Source organism: uncultured Algibacter sp. (assembly GCF_963976535.1).
GTDB lineage: Bacteria > Bacteroidota > Bacteroidia > Flavobacteriales > Flavobacteriaceae > Algibacter_B.
This window is the reverse complement of sequence record NZ_CAXBLF010000017.1, coordinates 20,613-41,279: the sequence shown is the minus strand read 5'-3', so window position 1 is coordinate 41,279 and position 20,667 is coordinate 20,613. Positions and strand designations below refer to the sequence as shown.

At 34.8% G+C, this 20,667-nt stretch carries 14 protein-coding genes and 1 tRNA gene; 4 read left to right on the top strand and 11 right to left on the bottom strand.

The genetic code is table 11. The features are described from left to right. Nucleotides 1-110 precede the first annotated feature (110 nt). From tsf to AAC024_RS06900, 6 genes are all read right to left on the bottom strand, one after another. Complete coding sequence (gene tsf, locus AAC024_RS06925; protein ID WP_339894556.1) at nt 111-1,085, bottom strand: translation elongation factor Ts; 975 nt, start codon at nt 1,083-1,085, stop codon at nt 111-113. 153 nt (nt 1,086-1,238) lie between these two features. Beyond that, on the bottom strand, nt 1,239-2,102 hold the full coding sequence (gene rpsB / locus AAC024_RS06920; RefSeq protein ID WP_339894555.1) for a 30S ribosomal protein S2: 864 nt from the start codon (nt 2,100-2,102) through the stop codon (nt 1,239-1,241). Between the two features lie 198 nt (nt 2,103-2,300). Then, nucleotides 2,301-2,687 (bottom strand): 30S ribosomal protein S9, encoded by a 387-nt coding sequence (gene rpsI, locus AAC024_RS06915; RefSeq protein ID WP_271560375.1) that lies wholly within the window; start codon nt 2,685-2,687, stop codon nt 2,301-2,303. Then, nucleotides 2,688-3,143 carry a 50S ribosomal protein L13 gene (rplM, locus tag AAC024_RS06910; RefSeq protein ID WP_339894554.1) on the bottom strand — a complete coding sequence of 152 codons (456 nt, stop codon included), beginning with the start codon at nt 3,141-3,143 and terminating at the stop codon, nt 2,688-2,690. A gap of 132 nt (nt 3,144-3,275) precedes the next feature. Continuing rightward, nucleotides 3,276-4,238, bottom strand: a complete 963-nt coding sequence (locus AAC024_RS06905) for an L-threonylcarbamoyladenylate synthase (RefSeq protein ID WP_339894553.1) — start codon at nt 4,236-4,238, stop codon at nt 3,276-3,278. Between the two features lie 345 nt (nt 4,239-4,583). Next, a tRNA-Gln gene (locus AAC024_RS06900) sits at nt 4,584-4,656 on the bottom strand. Between the two features lie 243 nt (nt 4,657-4,899). Between AAC024_RS06900 and AAC024_RS06895 the strand changes: the two genes are divergently transcribed. Continuing rightward, the gene (locus tag AAC024_RS06895; protein WP_339894552.1) at nt 4,900-8,211 is read left to right on the top strand and encodes a DUF2723 domain-containing protein; all 3,312 of its coding nucleotides are present in this window, start codon (nt 4,900-4,902) and stop codon (nt 8,209-8,211) included. 10 nt (nt 8,212-8,221) lie between these two features. Continuing rightward, nucleotides 8,222-8,917 (top strand): polysaccharide deacetylase family protein, encoded by a 696-nt coding sequence (locus tag AAC024_RS06890; RefSeq protein WP_339894551.1) that lies wholly within the window; start codon nt 8,222-8,224, stop codon nt 8,915-8,917. Nucleotides 8,918-9,062: 145 nt separating this feature from the next. Here AAC024_RS06890 and AAC024_RS06885 read toward each other — a convergent pair whose 3' ends face one another. The 3 genes from AAC024_RS06885 to cphA form a co-directional block, all read right to left on the bottom strand. Then, entirely contained in the window at nt 9,063-9,359 is a 297-nt protein-coding gene (locus AAC024_RS06885) for a thioredoxin family protein (RefSeq protein WP_339894550.1), read from the bottom strand. Between the two features lie 142 nt (nt 9,360-9,501). Continuing rightward, complete coding sequence (locus AAC024_RS06880; protein ID WP_339894549.1) at nt 9,502-10,737, bottom strand: metallophosphoesterase; 1,236 nt, start codon at nt 10,735-10,737, stop codon at nt 9,502-9,504. Nucleotides 10,738-10,814: 77 nt separating this feature from the next. Beyond that, nucleotides 10,815-13,457, bottom strand: coding sequence for a cyanophycin synthetase (gene cphA, locus AAC024_RS06875; RefSeq protein WP_339894548.1), 2,643 nt, complete (start codon nt 13,455-13,457; stop codon nt 10,815-10,817). Between the two features lie 107 nt (nt 13,458-13,564). Here cphA and AAC024_RS06870 point away from each other — a divergent pair, with 107 nt between their 5' ends. Next, nucleotides 13,565-14,428 carry a cyanophycinase gene (locus AAC024_RS06870; RefSeq protein WP_339894547.1) on the top strand — a complete coding sequence of 288 codons (864 nt, stop codon included), beginning with the start codon at nt 13,565-13,567 and terminating at the stop codon, nt 14,426-14,428. Between the two features lie 264 nt (nt 14,429-14,692). Here the strand turns inward: AAC024_RS06870 and AAC024_RS06865 are convergent, their stop codons facing one another. Continuing rightward, nucleotides 14,693-15,622, bottom strand: a complete 930-nt coding sequence (locus AAC024_RS06865; RefSeq protein ID WP_339894546.1) for an isoaspartyl peptidase/L-asparaginase — start codon at nt 15,620-15,622, stop codon at nt 14,693-14,695. A 337-nt stretch (nt 15,623-15,959) separates the two neighbouring features. On the opposite strand from AAC024_RS06865, the gene polA reads away from it, so the two are divergent. Then, nucleotides 15,960-18,809, top strand: coding sequence for a DNA polymerase I (gene polA / locus AAC024_RS06860; protein WP_339894545.1), 2,850 nt, complete (start codon nt 15,960-15,962; stop codon nt 18,807-18,809). A 13-nt stretch (nt 18,810-18,822) separates the two neighbouring features. On the opposite strand, the gene AAC024_RS06855 is transcribed toward polA, so the two are convergent. Continuing rightward, complete coding sequence (locus tag AAC024_RS06855; protein ID WP_339894544.1) at nt 18,823-20,358, bottom strand: alpha/beta hydrolase-fold protein; 1,536 nt, start codon at nt 20,356-20,358, stop codon at nt 18,823-18,825. Between the last annotated feature and the right edge of the window lie 309 nt (nt 20,359-20,667).

Here is a 20,667-nt window from a genome sequence, read left to right as displayed (position 1 = left end):
TTATATGAAACTCGAATTTTGAATAAAAAAAACCACTACTCTTAAAAAGAATAGTGGTTTGAATTGTATTTGGTTTTTTCCCGATAGATATCGGGATTCGCAGGAATTTGTTATCCTACTGTAACACGTTTGAAACCTACGATTTCAACTTCACCGTAAGTAGAAACATATGCAGCAACCGTTTTCTTGTCATCTTTAATGAACCTCTGATCTAACAAACATTGTTCTTGATCTAAAGTTGTATTATCAGAAATAAAACGCTCCATTTTACCTGGTAAAATTCTATCCCAGATTTGTTCTGGTTTACCTTCAGCTTTTAATTCAGCTTTTGCAACATTTTCAGCTTCAGCTATAACTTCAGGAGTTAATTGTGCCATAGAAATATAGCTAGGTACATTTTTAAGTGTTTTACCTAAACGACCTAATTCAATATTATCTTTTTCAATGACTGCGATTCTTGCTTCAGTTTCTGATGCTACAAAAGCAGGATCAAAATCTTTGTAAGATAATGAAGTTGCTCCCATAGAAGCTACTTGCATTGCAACGTCTTTCACTAAAACATCAGCATTATCAACTTTTGCAGTTAATCCGACTAAAGCAGCAATTTTGTTAATATGAACATAAGAACCAACATAAGGCGCTTCTAATTTCTCAAAAGCCGTAATGTCTAATTTTTCACCAATAACACCAGTTTGCTCAATTAGTTTTTCAGCAACACTCATGCCTCCACAATCAGCAGCTAAAAAGTCTTCTTTTGAATTCGTGCTTAATGCGATGTCAGCTAACTCATTAGCTAATGCTATAAAGTTTTCGTTTTTACCAACAAAGTCTGTTTCACATCCTAAAACAATAGCAACACCTTGCGTTTGGCTTGCATTAATTTTTGATACAGCAGCACCTTCAGATGAATCTCTATCTGCTCTTTTTTCAGCTACTTTTTGTCCTTTTTTACGAAGAACTGCGATAGCTTTATCAAAATCTCCTTCAGCTTCAACTAAGGCTTTTTTGCAGTCCATCATACCTGCACCTGTAGCTTGTCTTAATTTATTTACTTCAGCGGCTGTTATTTTTACTGTAGTACTCATAGTTATAATAATTTAAAAAAGTCGTTCAAATTTTGGACGAGGTTCCTGCCTTCGCGGGAATGACACTTAAATAGGAAACCTTGACGCCGAAACGTCAAGGAATATTTTTTCAAAAAAGAACTAAACGACTTATTTGTGTTGTATTAATGTTATTTATTCTTCTTCTTCAGCAGCAGCTTTTTTAGCTGATGCTGCTTTTGCTTTTGGCGCAGCTTTTTCAACTACAACTTCAGCTTTCGTCTCAACTACTACTTCAGCCTTAGTTTCAACTACTGCTTCAGTTTTAGCTTTTGGCGCTTCTTCTTTAGGAGCTGCAGCTGCATCTTTTTCAGCTTTACGTTCTGCTAATCCTTCAGATATTGCAGATGTTACATGCGTTAAGATTTTATCTATCGATTTAGAAGCGTCATCATTTGCAGGGATAACATAATCTACTTCACGAGGATCTGAATTGGTATCAACCATTGCAAAAATTGGAATGTTTAATTTTTGAGCTTCTTTAATCGCGATATGCTCACGCTTAATATCTACAACAAACAGCGCCCCTGGTAAACGAGTCATATCGTTAATTGAACCTAAGTTTTTTTCTAACTTAGCTCTTAAACGATCTACTTGTAAACGTTCTTTTTTAGATAAAGTCATGAACGTACCGTCTTTCTTCATTCTATCAATAGTAGCCATTTTTTTAACAGCTTTTCTAATAGTAACAAAGTTAGTTAACATGCCACCTGGCCATCTTTCAGTGATGTAAGGCATATTAATGTCTCCAGCTTTTTCCGCAACAATATCTTTCGCTTGCTTTTTTGTTGCAACGAATAAAATTTTACGTCCTGAAGCTGCGATTTTTGCTAATGCTGCTCCGGCTTCGTCAATTTTAGCCGCTGTTTTGTAAAGGTTTATAATATGGATGCCATTACGCTCCATATATACGTAAGGTGCCATGTTTGGATCCCACTTACGTGTAAGGTGTCCGAAGTGCACACCTGCTTCAAGTAATTCTTTTACTTCTACTGCCATTTTGTAATAGTTTACGTTCTGTTGTATTAGCAATGATTAAGTGGTCATTTTTAAAATTCGCCTTAATCATTTAGATGCTTAACTAAATCCTGTCTTTATTTGGACTAGGACAACAATAACTGTTTATTATTTATTTTTATTGGGTTCAACAAGATTGAGATAACTGATAAACAGATCCCCAACCCAGTTGAGGATAAATTAACGTTTAGAGAATTGAAATTTCTTACGAGCTTTCTTCTGACCGAATTTCTTACGTTCAACCATTCTTGGGTCTCTTGTTAATAAACCTTCTGGTTTTAAGATTAATCTGTTTTCAGCATCAATCTCGCACATTACGCGAGAAAGCGCTAAACGAACAGCTTCTGCTTGACCAGTAATACCACCTCCGAATACATTTACTGTAATATCAAAGTTGGCGTCATTGTTAGTCAAAACTAAAGGTTGTTTTACTTTGTACTGTAAAGTAGCGGTAGTAAAATAATTAGCTAAGTCTTTTTTATTGATTGTAATGTTACCTTTTCCTGGGGCAACATAAGCGCGCGCAACAGCCGTTTTTCTACGGCCAATTTTGTGAATTACATCCATTTATTTGAATTCGTTTAAGTTAATTGCTTTTGGTTTTTGAGCTGCATGTGCATGCTCTGTACCAACAACAACTGTTAGGTTACGGAATAAAGCGGCACCTAATTTGTTTTTAGGGAGCATTCCTTTTACTGATTTTTCTACTACTCTTGCAGGATCTTTTCCAAACAATTCTGTAGCTGTTAAACTTTTTTGACCTCCTGGATATCCTGTGTGACGAATGTATGACTTGTCAGTCCATTTGTTACCAGATAACGTGATTTTTTCAGCATTGATAACAATAACGTTATCTCCGCAATCTACATGAGGTGTGAAGTTTGGCTTGTGTTTACCTCTTATAAGTTTTGCAACTTTAGAAGCTAAACGACCAAGCGCTTGACCTTCAGCATCAACCAAAACCCACTGCTTATTTACAGTAGCTTTGTTTGCTGAAATCGTTTTGTAGCTTAATGTGTCCACACTTTGATTTTTTAATTATTAAACATTCCTCTTTCAAAAAGAGTTTGCAAATTTACGATAAACTATTGGATTACCAAACCTAGTTTAGGGTTTTTTTGTGGTTGAAAATCAGATAGCTAAGAGAAGAAATATTTAACTACTAAAGGTGGCGCGTTGCAACCTATCATTAATAGATTTTCCTAAGCCAAAATCTGGAAAACGTTCTGCTATTATAACATCGAGATTTTGATGGTCCAAATTGTGCATGGCATCATAAAGTTTTGATGCGGCTTCTACCATATCACCATGTTTAGATAAGATGATTTGAGCTGTAATAGTATCGTCTTTTAAGTCTGATTTAAAAACAAGAACGCCAATACGCTTTCCAAGATGTTTTTTAATTTCTTCTGAAATAGTATCGGTTAGAAATGTTTGTGTTGAAGGCGCATAATGTCTATCTAACATCCCGGGCGCATCCGGACTGATTTCTTTACTGTTTTTGATAGTTACTTTGCCAACTACGGCTTCAACATCTTCTATGGCAAGAGCGCCCAAACGGTAAATAATTGGGTCATCGTTTTCAAAACCTATAATAGTAGATTCTATACCGTTGGCACAAGCGCCACCATCTAATACTAGATCAATATCGTTTTTAAAATATCGTGCTACATGTTCTGGTTTTGTTGGACTGATACTTCCAAAAGGGTTTGCACTTGGTGCCGCCAATGGAAATGGTAATTGTTTTAAAAGTTCTAAAGTTATAGGATGGTTTGGTACTCGTACTGCAACCGTGTTTTTTCCTGCGGTAATTAAATCGGGGATAGTGGATTGCTTTTTAAGTACCAACGTCATTGACCCTGGCCAAAAGGTTTTGGCTAACAATTTTGCTTTTGAAGGAATATGACTTACAATATTTTCTAATTGCTCTACTGATGGAATATGAACAATTAGCGGATTAAAAAACGGACGCTTTTTAGTTTCAAAAATGCTTTTAATAGCTTTCTCGCTATAGATGTTTCCTGCAAGACCATAAACGGTTTCAGTAGGAATCGCTACAAGTTTGTCAGCTTTTAAAAGTGCAACAGCTTTTGATATGTCTTTTGAAATAATGCTCATCGTTAATAAAACAGTGTGCAAAATTACTTAAAAAAATGATGTGATTGCTATTTGAAAGCCTAATGCAAACTAAAGTTTAGGGATTGTAGCGGCATCCTTTTTAAAATAATAAACATAAAACTTACCATTTAAGAGTTAACCTCGTCTTTGGTTCTCGCTATGATGTTTAAAAAAGACCTGCCTGCCAGCAGGCGCCCAAAGAACACACTTTTAAAAATAAAAAAATCCCAATCAAATTAATGATTAGGATTTTATAATTAATGTTGGCCCATAAACTTCTCGCCCTATTATGATTAATTCCAATAAAAAACCCTAACTATTTTCATAATTAGGGTTAAATTAAAGTTGGCCCAATAGGTCTCGAACCTATACTCTTTTGCACCAAAAACAAACGTGTTACCAGTTACACCATAGGCCAAAATCTCAAAAGAGAGTGCAAATTTAATATAAAATTTTCTTTGCACAAGTATTTTTTGCAAAATAATCGTCATTAGGCAACGTTTAATTAAAAACGTTTGTGATACCATGAGTTCGCGGTTATTATTATTTTATTTCTTTATGCCTTTTGAGTATTTTTCTTATATGTTAAGACAAACTAAATAGTTATGTGTCATTTCATATTTATTGTTAAATTCGCCAAAGCAAATAAACACATATACAAATGGCACATTTAAACTATAAAAAATGGAATACCATTTTAGGTTGGTTTTCTTTTTTAATAGCGCTTATAACATATAGTTTAACGGTTGAACCTACAGTAAGTTTTTGGGATGCGGGTGAATATATTTTAACCTCGGCCAAACTTCAGGTAGGTCATCCTCCAGGAGCGCCCTTATTTCAAATGATGGGTGCCTTTTTCTCTATGTTTGCTTTTGAACCTTCGCAAGTTGGTTTTATGATGAATATGATGAGTGCCGTAGCCAGTGCATTCACTATTTTATTTATGTTTTGGACCATTACTTTATTGCTTCAGAAATTAGTCGGAGAGAAAAAAGAGATGTCTCAAGGTAAAACTATGGCTATTTTGGGCAGTGGATTAGTAGGAAGTTTAGCTTTTGCTTTTACCGATTCATTTTGGTTTAATGCGGTTGAAACTGAAGTTTACGCCATGGCGACTTTAATTATGGCCGTTTTATTCTGGTTAGGATTGCGTTGGGAACAAGACATGGTTAAACCTCGAGGTAATCGCTGGCTTATTTTAATCGCTTTTGTTATTGGGCTTTCTTTTGGAGTTCACTTTATGGGGTTATTAACTATTCCCGCTATCGGACTTATTTATTACTTTAAAAACTACAAAACGATTACCATTCAAAATTTTATTATAGCTAATGTGGTTTCAGTAGGTGTTTTACTTTTTGTGTTTAAATTATTAGCACCAAACATCCTTAGAATATTTAGTGCTTTTGAGCTGTTTTTTGTTAATACTATTGGATTACCTTTTAATTCAGGATCTATTATTGCTGGTATTGCTTTGGTAGCTCTTATATTTTACGCTTTAAAATATACGCGTCAAAAAAATTACACCCATTTAAATACATCCATTCTTTGTTTAACCTTTTTGATTATTGGTTTTTCTACTTGGTTACTGTTACCTATTCGCGCTAATGCAAATGTGGTTATTAATGAAAACAACCCTTCTAGTGCCAGAGAATTATTAGCCTATTATAACTTAGAACAATACCCTAAAACACATTTATTTTATGGACCTCAATTCACAGACCAATACGCCTATTTAGATGATAACAATCCTTATGTTGATGATAAGCCTAAATATGAAAAAAACGAAGAGAAGGGTGAATATGTTGTAGTTAATGATTGGAAAAATGCTAAACAGAATTACAATTCAAAACATGCTTCTATCCTACCGCGAATGTGGAGTACTGAACATGCCGAAAATTATATGATGTTTTCTGGTTTTTTAGATTTTAAACTGAAGCCAGATTATCAAATGGAAAATGAATTGCGTACAGCTGTTTCAAATTTTAGAAATGATGTAGCTCAAGGTAATATTGATTATGAAGATTATAACGATTTCTTAAAACAGTTTAAAGACTACATTGATATAGAAAAACCTTCTTTAGCAAGTAATATTGTTTACCTATTTGAATACCAATTGGGTTATATGTATTGGCGTTATTTTATGTGGAATTTTTCTGGAAGACAAGATGATATTCAAGGTCGTTATGACAATCACGGGAATTGGATTTCTGGTATAAAACCTATTGATGAATGGCACTTGGGTATGTCTCAAGATAATTTACCAAGTGATGTTAAAAATAATAAAGCTAGAAATACTTACTATTTACTGCCTTTAATTTTAGGGCTTATCGGGTTTTTCTTTTTGTACAACAAAGACAAAAAACTATTTTGGGTGATGCTGGTATTTTTCCTATTTACAGGAATCGCTATTCAAGTCTATACAAACGTGCGTCCTTTTGAACCTAGAGAACGTGACTATTCTGTAGTTGGGTCTTTTTATGTATTTGCACTTTGGATTGGTTTTGGAGTTTATGCTATTTATGATGTCCTCAAAAAGTATATGCCTAAAAAACTGGCAGCACCAATTATAACTGTAGTATGCCTAATACTAGTTCCAGGAATTTTAGCTGCCAACAATTGGGATGACCATGACCGATCTGGCAAATACACTGCAAAAGCCATGGCTAAGATGTATTTAGATTCTTGTGCTGAAAATGGTATTCTATTTACTATTGGTGATAATGATACTTTTGCGCTATGGTATGCCCAAGAAATTGAAGGTTATAGAACTGATGTTAGAGTCGTAAACACCAGTTTATTTCAAACCGATTGGTATATAGACCAAATGAAACGTAAAGCTTATGAGAGCGATCCTGTGCCATCTCAATTAACACATGATTTATATAAATATGGCACTAATGATTATATTATCATCCAGCAAGTCATTAATGATACTTTAGATGTTAAACAGTTTCTGGATTTTGTTGCAAGCGACAACCCTAAAACAAAATACAAATACGTATTACAGCAACGCGGTATAGACTTATCGGATGTTAGAAGTCAAGATGCCAATGCCACTTATTTACCAACACCGCATTTAAGAATTCCAGTAAATAAAGAAAATGCCATAAGATTTGGCATTGTAAAACCTGAGGATGTAGATAAGATTGTACCACATATTGATATTAAAATTTCTGGTGGCGCACTTTACAAAAATCGATTGTTGATGCTAGATATTGTTGCCAACAATGAATGGAAACGCCCTATTTATTTTACTGGTGGTAGTTTTGGTGATGATGATTATATCTGGATGAAAGACTATTTACAATTAGATGGTATGTGCTATAAGTTAGTGCCTATTAAAACCCCAGTAGACAGAGCCAATCCTTTTGATATGGGCCGTGTTGATAGTGAATTGATGTATGAAAAAGTTAAAAATTGGGATTGGGGTAATAGTGGGAGTTCTGACATTTATCATGATGTTGAAACACGTAAAAACTCAATCACTTACAGAGGTAATTTAGCACGATTAGCAGAACAGTTAATTAATGAAGATAAACTTGATAAAGCTGAAGAAGTAGCAGATATAGCCATGGATAATATGCCTGTTGAATACTTTGGTTATTATACGCTTTTAGAACCTTATATAGGTGCGTATTATGAAGTTGGCAATACCGAAAAAGCACAACGCTTGTTTAAGGATGTTGCTAAAAAATATCAAGAAAACTTATCGTATTACAGCAGTTTAAAAGTGGATAAGCAAGAGCGTATGTTTGAAGATATTTATACTGATATTCAGCGTTATAAAGGCTTAGTTGATGTTTTAATAAAATATGATGTTGAATTTGCAGAAGCTGAAGGTGATATTTTTAATAATTACCTGAGGTCTTTTAGTCATTTTTACGGAGAAGATGTACCAGAAAATGACATACGAATAGATAAAGATGTTCCTGTTGATAACGGATTACAAATAGAAAGCGATAGCTCAAATTAACCCTTAAGGCGTGACCTTAACACCTATAAAAACACCATTAGTTGCTAAGAAATTATTTCCAAATTATATTTGGGACATTTCGACAACTGAAAAGGTTATTTACTTAACTTTTGATGATGGTCCAACGCCCGAAATAACTAATTGGACTTTAGATGTTTTAAATCAATTTAACGCTAAAGCTACTTTTTTTTGTATTGGAAATAACATTGAAAAACATCCAGAAATCTTTAAGGGTATTTTGAATGACGGACACGCTATTGGTAACCACACGCACAACCATATAAAGGGTTGGACAACTAAGGCAAAGGATTATTTAAAGAATATTAAAGACGCTCAGGAAGTTATAACTGCTCAAATTTCAAATTCTGAATTCCATGTTCATAAATCGTCAATCGTTAATCAAAAATCGTTAATTATAAACCTTTTTAGACCTCCTTACGGACAAATAACCCCAAAACAAGGCAAAAAATTAATAGCCTTAGATTATAAAATAATTATGTGGGATGTTTTATCTTTTGATTGGGACAAAAATGTTGAACAGGAACAATGTTTAGAAAACGTGTTAACCAATACAACTGCCGGAAGTATTATTGTTTTTCATGATAGTATAAAAGCTTCGAGAAATATGCAATATACATTGCCTAAGATTCTAAAGCATTTTAGTGAAATAGGATATCGCTTTGAAACTTTAAATTCTGCTTATTAAACTGGTTATAAAGTTAAATTGTAGTTCTGCTTTGCGTTAGGGATTGCAGTGAAAATCCTTTTGCTTTTTCGCTAAAGATTGTAACGTAAAGCCCGACCCTTGTGGTAACGCCCAAACATTTAATAGTCAGTTCCTTTTTGAGATTTTAGATATAATCTTGAATAATACTTATGAGTGTATTAGCGTCTTGCTCGCCACTTTGACGCCATTTCATCTCGCCATCTTTATAGATGATAAGTGTTGGCAACGTCTTTACCCGTAGAGCTTCTGCAAGTTCTTGGTTTTTTTCGACATCAATTTTTATAACCTTTGCTTTATCGCCCAAAGCTGCAGCAACATCTCGTAAAATTAGATGCATCGGCTCGGTTTGATCACTCCATTCTGTATAAAAATCTAACAAAACTGGAATTTCTACATCTATTAGTTCTCCAAATTTCGACATACTTTATTATTTATTAATCAGAAGTACTCTTACAAACCTACAATTTTTATTTGTTTTTTTATCTATAGCGTTAAAAATAGGTTCACTATGCCTTTTAACATAAAATATAAAACTTCATAGTAAATATAGCATTTCTTAGCAATTATGCATTATTTATGCCTTTTTTAAGTTCTATAACCGTTATTTCTGGCCAAATACCAACACGCCCAGGAAACGCTAAATATCCAAAACCTCGATTAACATTTATATATTGACCCAGCTCTTGATAAATACCAGCCCAATATTTATAGCGCCATTTTACTGGGCTCCATTTAAACCAACCTGGTATTTCTATGCCAAATTGCATACCGTGGGTGTGCCCACTTAATGTTAAATGATAGTGATAATCGTCTTGAATAACCTCTTTTTCCCAGTGTGATGGGTCATGGCTCATTAATATCTTAAAATCGTTTTCGTTAATATTTTGAGATGCTTTTTTTAAATCTCCTGCCTTTTTAAAGCCGCCTGCTCCCCAGTTTTCAACACCTACTAAAGCTATGCGGTCGCCATTTTTCTCTAGAAATTTGCTTTCGTTTAAAAGCACAGTGAATCCAATTTCTTTTTGAAGGCTTTTCAAATCTTCTAAATTTTGATGTTTTGCTTCATCAGAATCCCAGGTTACATAATCGCCATAATCATGATTCCCAAGTACCGAAAACAAGCCGTCTTTAGCTTTTAATTTATTAAAAACATTTTTATATGGTACTAATTCTTCAACCTTATTATTTACCATATCACCAGTAAATAAAATCACATCGCTCTTTTGTTCATTAATTAAATCAACAGCATACTTCACCTTTTCCATATTATCAAAACTCCCAGAATGTATATCACTTATCTGGGTGAGTTTATAACCATCGAAAGCCCCTGGTAAATCTTCAAAATGTAAGGTGTATTTTAAAACTTTATAGTTATACTTTCCTCTATAAATTCCATAAATAATAGATGCTAACGGAATGGCAGCTAAACCCATTGCTAACTTGCTTATAAATTGTCTTCTGGTAGCAAAATAGTTGCCTTTTGCAGTATCACCTTCTGTAAAATATCGATAAATGGCTTGGGGTAATCTAAATACATCTTCGGCAAACATGCCCAATAACAAAATCATTTTTGGAACTAAAATGGCTATAAAAAAACCAAAGGCGTAAGCATGAGCATGCGAAAACCCATCACGCCTATTAAAGCCATAATAATGAAACACAAAATTACCAATCACTAAGGCTGTTATTAGCCAATATAGAATTTGAATCCAGTAATTTTTGCTAACGGTTTTAAATGCTTGAAACGCATATAAGTCTATCACTCCAAAAATGGCAAGAAAAATTATCCAACGAAGCATATCAATTTTTTATTTGCAAAGTTAATGAATAACAATTCCCTTAATCTTATTAAATTGTTAAAGAAAAGGCGTGAATATTATTCATCAAATACTAACTCACCTCTAGCTTCTTGTTCTTTTAATTTCTGAACCAAATCTAAAGCGTCTGGAATAACATCACTGCAAAGCACAATAAGAGAACCTTTTACTGCATTTTTAACGGCATGAGTAATAGCTTCTTTTTCAGAAGGAATGATGGTTGTTTTCTTATTCGGGTCTTTCATTTTAATACCATCATTCAACATTTTAATAAGTTCTTGCTCAGTTTTTCCGCGCAAGCGCTTATCCTGACGTATAATAATTTCATCAAACATTTCTGCTGCTATACTACCCATTTCATTATTATCTTCAACACGTCTATCACCAATTCCGGCTATAATACCTACCTTAACAGTTGCATCTAGCTCTTCTACAAATTTTTGAAGCGCCCTCATACCTGCAGGATTGTGTGCGTAATCTAACAGAATAGTGAAGTTATTAAATTCAAATAAATTCAAACGACCAGGCGTTTGAGCTGCAGAAGGAATAAATGTTTCTAAAGCTGCTTTCATATCTTCAATACTAATGCCTTGTACATGAGCAGCTAATACGGCACCTAGCACATTTTGAATCATAAATTTGGCTTTCCCTCCATAGGTTAATGGGATGTTTTCCGCCTTCATTAATCGCATTTTCCATTCACCTCTACATATTGTTACATAAGCATTTTCGTAAATGGCGGTAATACCGTTTAAGCGTTGTAATGCTTTTATTCTAGGATTGTTTTCATCCATTGAAAATAAAGCAACATTACATGTTAGATTACGTCGCATATCATAAACTAAGTCATCATCTGCATTTAAAATAGCATAACCATCGGGCAATACCGTTTCTGGAACAACAGCTTTTACTTTAGCTAACTGCTCTATAGTATGAATGCCTTTTAATCCTAAATGATCTGCAGCTACGTTAGTAACAACAGCTACATCACATTTTTTGAATCCTAATCCGGCACGCAATAAACCACCTCTAGCACATTCTAAAACTGCAAAATTCACGGTTGGATCTCTAAGCACAAACTCTGTACTTGCCGGTCCTGTGCAATCACCTGTCATAAGTAATCTGTTTTGAATATAAACACCATCACTCGTTGTATAACCCACACGATAACCATTCATTTTTGCAATATGGGCAATTAATCGGGTAGTTGTTGTTTTTCCGTTAGTTCCAGATATTGCGATAATAGGAATGCGTCCCGTATCTCCTTTTTGAGGAAATAATTTATCAATCACTGGTGCAGCCACATTTCGAGGCAATCCAGTTGTTGGTGCTAAATGCATCCTGAAACCTGGTCCAGCGTTTACTTCTAACACAGCGCCTCCAGTTTCAGATAAAGGTTTAGAAATATCGGTAGTCATAATATCAATTCCACAAATATCTAAGTCTATTATTTTAGAAATACGTTCTGCCATACTCACATTTGCAGGGTGAATAATATCGGTAATATCTTCAGCTGTTCCTCCTGTACTTAAGTTTGCAGTATCTTTTAGAATAAGTTTCTCGCCTTCAGCGATAACAGAATCCAAAGTATAACCCGCATCTTTTATAATGTTTAGCGTTAATTCATTGGTTGTTATTTTTGTTAATACATTTTCATGACCAAAACCACGACGTGGATCGCTATTCACCCAATCTATAAGTTCTTGAACTGTGGACTTTCCGTCTCCAATTACATGTGCAGGTGTTCTTATAGCTCCTGCAACTAATACATTATTAATAACCAACAATCTATAATCATCCCCAGTAATAAATTTTTCGACAATAATTGCGCCACTTCGTGAACTGTCTTTTGCATGATGAAAGGCAACTAAGGCATCATCATAATTCTGAATATCTACCGTAATGCCTCGACCATGATTGCCATCAACAGGTTTAATAACCAAAGGATAGCCCACATACCGACAAGCTTCTTCTAAACTACGCTCGCGGCGAATAATTTCACCTTTTGGTACTTCAACTTCAGCTTGTTCCAATAAATATTTAGTGTCTTCTTTATCACAAGCTATCTCAACACCAATACTACTAGTTTCGCTAGTTACTGTTGCTTGAATACGCTTTTGATTGGCACCATAGCCCAATTGACATAACGAATATTTATTTAACCGAATCCAAGGAATCCCTCTACTTACCGCTTCCTCGACTATAGACCCTGTACTTGGACCTAAACGATCTGCTTCACGTAGCTCTCGCATTTCTTGAATATCCTCAGTCAAATCATAAGTTTCTCCAGCAATTAATGCCTCACAGATTTTAACAGCAGCTTTTGCGGCATAACGTCCGACAGATTCTTCCATATAAGAGAAAACCACATTGTAAACGCCAACTTCTCCATAGCCTCTAGTTCTACCAAAACCAGTATCCATTCCAGCCAAGGTTTGAATTTCAAGTGCAATATGCTCAATAATATGCCCCATCCAAGTGCCTTCATCAACACGCATAAAAAACCCGCCTTCACATCCTTCAGAACAGCGATGTGAATACATGGATGGAAACATGGCTTTTAAACGTTCTGGAAATCCATCAATTTTATTTGAGGGTAAAGCTTCCATCTCTTCAAGATCAAGAACCATTACAATTAATTTATGTCTTCTGATCGACCAATAATTTGGTCCTCTCATGGCATTAATCTCGCGTATTTTCATGGAAGTTTGTTTTAGTTTAGAATTTGTGAAAGAATATAAATATAGTATTTTTCAATACAAAAATTAGTTTATTTTTGCCTAATATTTAAACCAGAGCCATAGATTTTATGCAGAAGATTAAAGGAATCCTTATTCCAATAGGAGGGAATGAAGATAAAGGTACAGAAGACAGTGAATTATATACGCTTGAATTTATTGACGAGGGAATATTATTTCATGTCGTTAAGGAAGCTGGAGGTATAGACGCAAAAATTGTGGTAATCCCAACAGCATCAAGTATTCCAGTTGAAGTTGGTGAAAATTATTTGAATGCCTTCGCAAAATTAGGTTGTAAAAATGTACATGTTCTCGATATTAGAAGCAAACAAGATTCTGAGAAAAAAAGTTCTATTGATTTAATAAAATCAGCCAATTGCATCATGTTTTCTGGAGGAAATCAATCTAAGATTACAAAACATATTGGGGCAACCACCATTCATGATATTATGCTGGATCGTTATAAAAACGAAACAGGATTTGTAATTGCAGGAACAAGTGCGGGTGCTATGGTTATGACCAATGAAATGATTGCAGGCGGTAGCCCAAAAGAGGCTTTTATAAAAGGTGCTGTTGCCATGTATACGGGCTTAGGTTTAATTCCAGAATTAATTATTGACACCCATTTTATTAGACGTGGCCGATTTGGAAGACAAAGTGAGGCTGTAGCTAAATTTCCCAAACTTATTGGTATAGGTCTTGCTGAAGACACCGGAATGATTATAAAAAACGGGAATGATTGTACGGTAATTGGATCAGGAATGGCTATTGTTTTTGATGGGAGTAAACTCACTCATAATAACGAAAAATTATTAGAAGAAGGCACACCAATGACTATTGTAAACATGACCGTTCACGTACTTTCTAATAGCGATCAATACGATATAAAAAACAGAAAGGTTACTGTGCTACCAATTGAAGCTCCTTTTATTTAAATCTCCTTCGCAGGCAGGAATCTTATAAATTTTTGGGCGTTACCTAAAGGTCGGGCTATACACTGTATCTTTCTGCGAAGCAGTCCCGAACTTGATTCGGGATCTCATAATCAATATACCTCTCGTTTCAAATAATAGTCTTAATGTTGAAACCTTCGCACAAAGGATGCCGTTTCTATCCCTAACGCGGAAATCGAGGTACATTAAAACTAAAAACAAACAGATTGCCACATCCCAAAAAAAAATGAGATTCGCAATGACGATTTATTTATAAATAGAAATTTCTTCTTCTCCATTGGACGATTTACTAGCACGATACATGCCTTCAGTATTAAAAGGCATCGCAATATTTCCTTGTGAATCTACAGCTATTAAACCGCCATCACCATTTATTTCAAGAATACGTTTATTAATCACTTCGTTTGAAGCCTCTTGAACAGACATGCCTTTATGTTCCATTAGGCAAGCCACATCATAAGCGACTACACCACGAATAAAAAACTCGCCACTTCCGGTACAACTAATAGCACATGTTTTATTATTCGCATAATTTCCAGCGCCAATCATGGGGCTATCTCCTACGCGTCCCCATTTTTTATTAGTCATGCCACCTGTAGATGTTGCTGCTGCAATATTGCCATCTTGATCGCAAGCCACAGCGCCTACAGTTCCAAATTTTGAATCTTTTTTAGTCGCATGATCCAACTGAAAACTATCGGTATCTTTAATTTCTAACCATTGCTTATGGCGAAATTCATCATAAAAATATGGGGCATCTTCAATTTTATAATGGAGTTGTTTAGCAAATTCCATAGCGCCTTCTCCAGCTAAAAATACATGCTCACTTTTTTCCATCACATCTCTAGCTAAGCCTACAGGGTTTTTAATTCCCGAAATTAAACTTACAGCTCCCGCATTTAAAGTTTTCCCGTCCATTATAGAAGCATCCATTTCATGAGTTTCGTTTGCCGTAAACACACTGCCTTTTCCGGCATTAAATAGTGGAGAATCTTCTAATAATTTCACAGCGTGTTCAACTGCATCAATGGCTGTGCCTCCTTTTTCTAAAACAGTATAGCCTTTTTCTAAAGCAGTTTCTAATGCCTGTTTATATCGAGATTCTAACGCTGGTGTCATCATCCCTTTAACCAAAGTTCCTGCGCCTCCGTGTATGGCAATTGAGAATGTATTCATGCTGAAATTATTTTTAGTAAAAATACGTTGAGATTTTTTAATAACTTTCTTAAAAATGAGGTTCTTTAGTTTTTAAAGAAATTGTAATTTGCAGATTGCACTCAAAAGTAGTTTTAATTTATATTAAGACGCTTCGACTGCGCTCAGAGTGACATCTCTTTTCATATTTAAAAAATAATATCATTTTTTGTTTAGGTGAACGAATAAGGAAAATGATGATTTTTTTAGCTTATGCAAAAAAGAAAAATAAAGCATAGCCTTAGCTACGGTTTATTTTGAAGCAGAAATGAAAAAAGCGAGTTTTACTGAGTTTAACCTGAATAAAATATGATATAAAATGTCCGACAATAAACGTGTCTTTTTAGTTGATGCTTTCGCATTAATTTTTCGTGGCTACTATGCCTTTATAAAAAATCCAAGAATTAACTCAAAAGGCGTTGATACCTCAGCGGTTATGGGGTTTATGAATTCCCTTTTAGACGTTATAAAACGAGAACGCCCAGACCATTTAGCTGTTTGTTTTGATAAAGGCGGAAGTGCAGACCGCGTAGAAATGTTTGAGGCATACAAAGCCAACAGAGACGAAACACCAGAGGCCATTAGTATTGCAGTACCAATTATTATGGACATTTTAAAGGCTATGCATATCCCCATTATGGTTAAAGAAGGTTTTGAAGCAGATGATGTGATTGGAACGCTTGCAAAACAAGCCGAAAAAGAAGGTTACCAAACGTTTATGGTAACGCCAGATAAGGATTTTGCGCAATTAGTGAGCGAAAATATATTTATGTATCGCCCTATGTTTGGTGGTGGTTATGAAACTTGGGGCATTCCTGAAGTTCAGAAAAAGTTTGAAGTGACAGACCCGTTACAAGTCATAGACTTTTTAGGTATGATGGGCGATTCTAGTGATAATATTCCCGGGCTTCCTGGTGTAGGCGAAAAAACAGCCAAAAAATTTCTAGCGCAATATGGTTCTATGGAAAACCTTTTAGCCAATACGCACGAGCTGAAAGGCAAGATGAAAGAGAAGGTTGAAGGTGCAAAAGAACTCGGTTTACTATCTAAGAAATTAGCAACTATAATGTTGGATGTTCCGGTGACTTTTCATGCTAAAGATTTTGAATTAGACCAACCTGATATTCCAAAAGTAGTTGAGATTTTTCAAGAGTTAGAGTTTAGAAGATTGATTGATAATTTCACAAAAACATTTTCAGATGAAGCAGCTGCCGCAACTGGTACTACAAAAGCTTCAGAAGTAACGGAAACAAAAGCAACACCCAAGGAAGTTCAATCTGCTGGAGCAGGGCAATTTTCTTTATTTGGAGCAGATCCTAGTTCCGCGGAAGCGCCAACAGAAAACACATTACAACGTAAAACAGCCGAAAACAGTTCGCATTTTTACCAAAGTGTAGCGTCTGGAATGGCCACCAAATTGTTTATTAAAAACTTGATGAACCAACCCGCTGTATGTTTTGATACGGAAACCACAGGATTGAATCCGTTGACCGCAGAATTGGTAGGTATTGCATTTTCTTGGGAGGTTGGCAAAGGGTTTTATTTACCGTTTTCGGAAGATAGACATGAAGCACAAGAGTTGATTGAGCAACTACGTCCGTTTTTTGAAAGTGAAACCATTGAAAAAATTGGTCAGAATTTAAAATACGATATTAAAGTTTTAGCAAAATATAAGGTTGTTGTTAAAGGCAAATTGTTTGATACCATGTTAGCGCATTATTTGATAAATCCTGATATGCGACATAATATGGATGTTTTGGCTGAAACCTATTTGAATTACACACCCATTTCTATAACAGAATTGATTGGTAAAAAAGGGAAGAATCAGCTCTCGATGCGAGATGTACCTATGGAAAAACAAACCGAATATGCTGTTGAAGATGCCGATATCACCTTGCAACTAAAAGAACATTTTCAAACGGAACTAGGCGAAGCCAATACTCAAAAGTTATTTGATGATATTGAAATTCCGTTGCTACGTGTGTTGGCGGCTATGGAATTAGAAGGCATTAATTTGGATGAAAAGTTTTTAAATTCTTTATCGGAAGATCTTAACGCTGATATTTTAAATCTTGAAAAAAGCATTTATGAAGCTGCTGGCGAAGAATTTAATATTGCCTCACCAAAACAGCTTGGTATTATTCTATTTGAAAAACTAAAACTGGTTGATAAACCTAAAAAAACCAAAACAGGACAATACGCTACGGGCGAAGATATTTTGAGCTATTTAGCCAAAGACCACGCCATTATTCGAAACATATTGGAATATAGGGGGCTTGCTAAATTAAAAAGCACGTATGTGGATGCGCTTCCTACGCAGGTTGAAGAGGCTACAGGTCGTGTGCATACCGATTATATGCAAACCGTTGCTGCCACAGGACGATTGAGTAGTAACAATCCGAATCTTCAAAACATACCTATTCGTACGGAACGTGGTCGACAAGTGCGTAAAGCGTTTATTCCTAGAAATGAAGATTACATTTTATTGGCTGCCGATTACTCGCAAATAGAACTCCGTATTATTGCCGCTTTAAGTAAAGAAGAAACCATGATTGAAGCCTTTAAAAATGGTGAAGATATTCACGCGTCTACCGCTTCAAAAGTATTTAATGTGCCCTTAAAAGAGGTAACACGAGAACAACGTGGCAACGCCAAAACCGTAAACTTTGGGATTATTTATGGGGTTTCTGCTTTTGGTTTAAGCAACCAAACCGATTTATCTCGTGGTGAAGCCAAAGAGCTTATTGACACCTATTATGTAACCTATCCAAAACTACGTGCTTATATGAGCGAGCAAGTCGATTTTGCTCGCGATAATGGTTACGTGCAAACCGTTTTAGGTCGTCGTCGTTATTTAAAAGACATTAATTCTAGAAATGCTATTGTTCGTGGTGCTGCAGAACGTAATGCCGTAAACGCACCCATACAAGGAAGTGCTGCCGATATTATAAAAATTGCCATGATTAATATTTACAATAAACTGGAAGCCGGCAATTATAAAACGAAAATGCTACTGCAAGTGCATGATGAATTGGTTTTTGATGTTTATAAACCAGAATTAGAAACTATTAAAACTTTGGTTAAAACGGAGATGGAAAGTGCTTTTAAACTAGATGTGCCTTTAGATGTCGAAGTAGATACAGGTATGAATTGGTTGGAGGCGCATTAATTTCATCTGTAACCTAATCCATTTTCTTTAATCGTTCTTCTATTTGTTGATATATTTTTTTATCGGAATACTCTGAGCAGTGTCCTTTCATTGGAGAAAATTCAATTCTTGCATCAGATTTTGGGTTTTCAGTAGTCAGTAAATATTCAGCAAATGATCGTGTTGCCATATTTAAATAAAAATGATCCATATCTCCCATCCAAACATAAATTTTTCCTTGTAATTTTGGCCCTAATGTTTCCCAATTTTCTTGTGTATATTTTAAAAAATCATACTTTTTCCAATGTTCTGCAACCTCTTTATCTATTTCACCTGTTGTAGCGTCAAATAATGGTTTCGGTAATCCATCTTCTCCTTTTGGGCTATATAATGCTGTATGCGATCCTATTTGTCCGCCAGAATTCACATAAGTATTGGAGGCTGCTAAAGCGTTTTCATGATATACAAATGTTTTAAATGATAGCATTGGCTCACCCAAAGTTGAGCGCATAACTGGTCGTTCATAACCATACTCATTTACATAGGCATTTTTATCTTTATATATGTTTATAAGTTGATATCGTTCAAATTCAATAGCATCTGGACTATAAGAAAAACATCCATTAAACGTATCAGGATAATACAATTGTAAACCTAAAGACACCCAACCTCCAGTTGAACAACCATCAACAAATCGTGTTTTTACAGTATCTGTTCCTCGATATTTGCTTTCTAAATATGGGATAAGTTCTGTTGTTAAAGCTTCACCATATGGTCCGCTGTTATCTGAATCCATTTGGTAATGGTCTCCCAAAGGGCCATCACTATCAAGAAATACGGTGATTATTTCAGGTGCTTCATCAGAATTCCACCAATCCATAAACTCTTTATTTCCAGACAATCTGTTAATACGTGTATAACGACCTCCAAATCCTGCGACATTATATCTAATTGGATAGGCTTTATTAGAACCTTCTTTATAGTTTTTTGGCAATAAAATGGTTGCTTTTAAATACATTGGTTTATTCCAAAACTTAGATAAAGCCTCGCTTTTAAGGGCTTCATAACGCACTTGAGGATGCTCGTTAACAACATGCGAATCTATTACTTCTGATAATTCGAAAATAAGATTTACATTTTTATCTAAATTTAAAATCTGCTTTTTACTGAAAATATTCCCTGGAGCATCTACCCTAGATTCTTCTGTATCTTGATCCCAAAGCACTTGAACTGCATATTCTCCAGAAGGTAAATTAGCTAATGTTATATCAGTATTACTTGTCCAATCATTAGAATTCTCTATTTTCACTGATTCTGAACTGTTAAAATCTGTTATGTTTTTAGCAAAAATATACGTTTTCACTACTGGACTTGGCCACGTCATTTGCCTAGGTTCTACTTCTGCATTATCACATATAAATAACAATAATCGTCCATTAGATTTGAATTGACTTTGTAATTCAGTAGCAACAGTAACTGTTGCATTTAAATTTCCACTTGTATTTTGTGCTAAAATATTTTGCGTAAAAAAGAAAAAATAAAATAAAATAAAGATTGATGATAATTTCATAACTAGAAGTGTTTATATTTTATAAATATAAACAATTCAAAAAGAATATTAGGTGAAGAAAAAACAGCAATCAACATGCTACTTCTAGAACTTATATATTTTAAAGCAGGTGTTAACTTAAAAGTTTATAATTTAGAACTGTGTTATACTTTGGGAAATTCGTTGTAATAATAATAATGTTTCTTAACCATTTCAAAACCTAAACATTAACCAACACCCAAAGCTCAACTTCTTCCTCGGCACGCCATTCCTGCTCGCGCATGGTTTTATTTGAAGCCGCTTTCACTTTTCTTTTTAAACAGGTTTCTA

What these genes read in the sequence shown, in the direction of transcription:
- tsf (WP_339894556.1), bottom strand. Translation starts at nt 1,085, where the DNA reads ATGAGTACTACAGTAAAAATAACAGCCGCTGAAGTAAATAAATTAAGA.
- rpsB (WP_339894555.1), bottom strand. Translation starts at nt 2,102, where the DNA reads ATGGCAGTAGAAGTAAAAGAATTACTTGAAGCAGGTGTGCACTTCGGA.
- rpsI (WP_271560375.1), bottom strand. Translation starts at nt 2,687, where the DNA reads ATGGATGTAATTCACAAAATTGGCCGTAGAAAAACGGCTGTTGCGCGC.
- AAC024_RS06905 (WP_339894553.1), bottom strand. Translation starts at nt 4,238, where the DNA reads ATGAGCATTATTTCAAAAGACATATCAAAAGCTGTTGCACTTTTAAAA.
- AAC024_RS06895 (WP_339894552.1), top strand. Translation starts at nt 4,900, where the DNA reads ATGGCACATTTAAACTATAAAAAATGGAATACCATTTTAGGTTGGTTT.
- AAC024_RS06885 (WP_339894550.1), bottom strand. Translation starts at nt 9,359, where the DNA reads ATGTCGAAATTTGGAGAACTAATAGATGTAGAAATTCCAGTTTTGTTA.
- AAC024_RS06880 (WP_339894549.1), bottom strand. Translation starts at nt 10,737, where the DNA reads ATGCTTCGTTGGATAATTTTTCTTGCCATTTTTGGAGTGATAGACTTA.
- cphA (WP_339894548.1), bottom strand. Translation starts at nt 13,457, where the DNA reads ATGAAAATACGCGAGATTAATGCCATGAGAGGACCAAATTATTGGTCG.
- AAC024_RS06870 (WP_339894547.1), top strand. Translation starts at nt 13,565, where the DNA reads ATGCAGAAGATTAAAGGAATCCTTATTCCAATAGGAGGGAATGAAGAT.
- AAC024_RS06865 (WP_339894546.1), bottom strand. Translation starts at nt 15,622, where the DNA reads ATGAATACATTCTCAATTGCCATACACGGAGGCGCAGGAACTTTGGTT.
- polA (WP_339894545.1), top strand. Translation starts at nt 15,960, where the DNA reads ATGTCCGACAATAAACGTGTCTTTTTAGTTGATGCTTTCGCATTAATT.
- AAC024_RS06855 (WP_339894544.1), bottom strand. Translation starts at nt 20,358, where the DNA reads ATGAAATTATCATCAATCTTTATTTTATTTTATTTTTTCTTTTTTACG.